Annotated in this window: 3 protein-coding genes; all 3 read right to left on the bottom strand. The window is 48.2% G+C overall.

All coding sequences use genetic code 11. The annotated features are described in order from the left end of the window. Positions 1-755: PfkB family carbohydrate kinase (locus PHU49_07040; protein MDD5243757.1), on the bottom strand; the 755-nt coding region annotated here is incomplete at its 3' end. Continuing rightward, the gene (gene waaF / locus PHU49_07035) at positions 739-1683 is read right to left on the bottom strand and encodes a lipopolysaccharide heptosyltransferase II (GenBank protein ID MDD5243756.1); all 945 of its coding nucleotides are present in this window, start codon (positions 1681-1683) and stop codon (positions 739-741) included. The genes waaF and PHU49_07040, both read right to left, overlap by 17 nt. Before the next feature lie 19 nt (positions 1684-1702). Then, the coding region (locus PHU49_07030; protein ID MDD5243755.1) for a radical SAM protein at positions 1703-3097 on the bottom strand (1395 nt) is incomplete at its 5' end.

The following is a 3097-nucleotide window of genomic DNA, read 5'->3' as shown; positions in this document are numbered from 1 at the left end:
CCTTTGTTGCCGCGGGTTATGAGAAGGGCCTTTAATTTCATCCGCCCCATGATCTTCTTTCCCACTGTGTTTATGTCATGATCTGCATCGAGATTACTCAGATGGTATGCCTCCGATTCATTGGGTGTAATGATCGTAAAACCCTTGAGCTCCTCCAGTCCGTACCGTGAATCACCGACAACAACCTTCCTTTTCGCCGTGTTTCTCATAAAATCGATAATGTCTTTGTCAATTGTTCCATGGCCGTAATCTGAGACAATGAAGGCGTCAGCGAGGGAAGCTATTGCTTTCAGTTTTTTCATGAGTATCGTTTTTTCTGACGGGGATACCGGCCTGTTGCTGTCTTTGTCGATCCGTATCACCTGTTGTTTCGATGTATGGGTATCGCCGGCAAGGATCCTGGTCTTTGTTACTGTCTCGCCGTCATGCCTGATGAATCCATTGATATCAATATTTTTATGCTGAGAAAAGTATTGCATGAGCTTCTTGCCCGCATTATCGTTTCCTATAAAACCCAGAGGATAGACGTGTGCCCCAAGGGCGAGAAGGTTACTGATCGTGTTGCCCGCGCTGCCCGGGTATACCTTTGATTCTTCAAACTTCACAACAACCACCGGCGCCTCTCGCGAGAGCCTGTATGGCTTTCCGAAGATGTATACATCGGCGATGATATCGCCCACCACGCAAATCTTTTTTCCCTCGAAACGCCCTATAACTTCGCTCAACGTGTCCTTCTCTCTATGTTCTCTTTTCAATGATCTCCTCCACCTTTGCAAAGACTTCCTTTGGTGTTATCTGTACAAGACATTCATGCTCCCTGTCACAGTGTTTTTTGTTACAGGGCCTGCAGGGGACATCCTTCCATAATGGATGGGTCCATGAACTCGGATAACTTGTGTAGCGGTCATCCATGGGTCCCAGAAGAACGATAGTCGGTCTTGAGAGTGCGGCAGAGAGGTGACGGGGCCCCGTATCGTTGCTCACGACAAAGGATGCCCTTGAGATGCATACCTTCAGCTCCCTCACGTTCATCAATTTCACTTCTACGCGGTTTTTCTCTGTAACGCCGGCAAGGACCGTATTGGCTACCTCTTCCTCACCCTTTCCGGGCAGTATGTATACCTTCATGCCATACTGTTTCACAATCATATCGGCAAGCTCAGAAAAATAATAGGCCGGCCAGCACTTTGACGGACCATACTGGGCGCCCGCAACAAAGACCGCATAGGGTTTGCTGACATCAGTAAACTTCTTGTCGAATTTCTGTTCCTCATCCTCGGTAACCAGGAGGATAGGGGCATCAAGGGACCTTTTCCCGCCAAGGATATCGATGATCCTGAGGTAATGCTCGACGGTGGGTTCGGTTTCGTTCCCTTCCCGAACCTTCCTGTTAAGCATGAACCCCCGTTTGTTGCGGGCATAACCGATCCTCTCGCGCAAAAGCAGTGTATAAAAAAGCAGGGCTGAGCGGAAAGAATGGGGGAGGACTATCCCCCTCTTGAATTTAACCTTCTTTAAAATACTCACCGTATCAAGAAACGGGATAATGCCCTTGTCGTCAACGGTGATGAATCTATCGAAAAGATTGAGGCCGTTATAGATATGGATCGCACTGCTTTTTCCTACGGCCCATACCTCTCCGTAGACATAGGCCCTCAGCGCATGGAGAAATGGCACAGCCATTACCATATCCCCGAGCCAGTTAGGTAGGTATATTATCGTCCTTCCAGTCACTTCTCACGCCCATGAAGGGATTGTATTTAACCGCATAATGAGTCTTGCCTTTTCTGTCTGCCTCTTTGTTGATCTCATCCTCGTTTTTCAGGAAACGATCCTTTTCCTGCTGCCAGGTCTTCTCGTTCGCCTCTTCGACAAGCCTTACCAGTTCCGTATATCTCTTGTCTATATTCGCATAGCCGTTCACAAATGTACAGAACATCGTTTTTACTTTGTCAACGAGAAGGTCCACGTCATTCCCAAGAACCATGCAGGTCTCATCGGTAAAATTATCGAGATGAAGCATCTTTTCAAAATCTATCTGCCCCGACTGCTCGGCAATACCGTATGCCTTCGTGCCGACAAAGGGAAAGAACAATGACCAGCGGAATCTGCCCGGTTGGATCCTGGCGAGGAGCTCCACTGTCTCCATGATGTCCGTCCGTGTTTCATGCGGCATTCCTACCATAACAAAGGCCGAGGTGTGGAGTCCGACCCTGTGCGCCACATCAAAGGCATGCTCGATATCTTTATTCGACATGTACCGGTGCAACACGTCCCTCCGTATCCTGTTGCTGCCGCTTTCAAGACCAAACTTTACGATCCTGCATCCGGCCTCTTTGAGGTTCCTCGCCGTTTCCTCATCAAAGACCCTTGCGTGGGCATTACAGACGAAGCTTATGTCGGTGATTGTTTTATAGCGTTCGGTAAACTCACGAAGCCACTTTTTGTCGAAGGTGAAGATATCATCGTCAAAGATAAACATCCTGATCCCTTTATAATGACTGATAAGATATTCAATCTCGTATATCATTTCATCGACGGTATGCCGGCGCAGATACTGTCTCGGGGGATGCCCGTGGTCCTTGTAAAGCCCCATGATCTTGTGATTGAGACAATAGGTGCACCTGAAGGGACATCCCCTGGATGCTGTCAGGCCAACCCAGCCATCCTTGGCATCGATCATGCGCTGGAAGTCGAAGATCTCATAATCCTTAAAAGGAAGTTTAGTAATGTCCGTATAGGGCCGGAGGGGTTCTACAACCGGTCTGCCTTTTTCCTTATAGCCTATGTTCTTTACCCCCTTTGGATTACCCTGCTGCATGAGTTCCAGGAAGGCCTCTTCTCCTTCACCAACGCATATATAGTCTATGCAGTCCTCTGACAGGGTCCCCGCAGGATCCATGGTAGGGTGGATCCCGCCGAAGATGATAGGGACATTGAGATATTCCTTTATGCTGCGGGCTATCTCAAGGGCATACTTGTATTGGTTTGTGAGAACCGAAAAGCCTATTATGTCAGGTCCTATTGAAAGGATGTCCTTTTTTATCCTTTCAAGGTCAAGGGGATAGCCCAGCTTTTCGTTGATATTGAGAAGGTG

Source organism: Syntrophorhabdaceae bacterium (assembly GCA_028713955.1).
GTDB lineage: Bacteria > Desulfobacterota > Syntrophorhabdia > Syntrophorhabdales > Syntrophorhabdaceae > UBA5609.
Note: the sequence above shows the minus strand (reverse complement) of the source record. Positions and strands in the feature narration are given on the sequence as shown.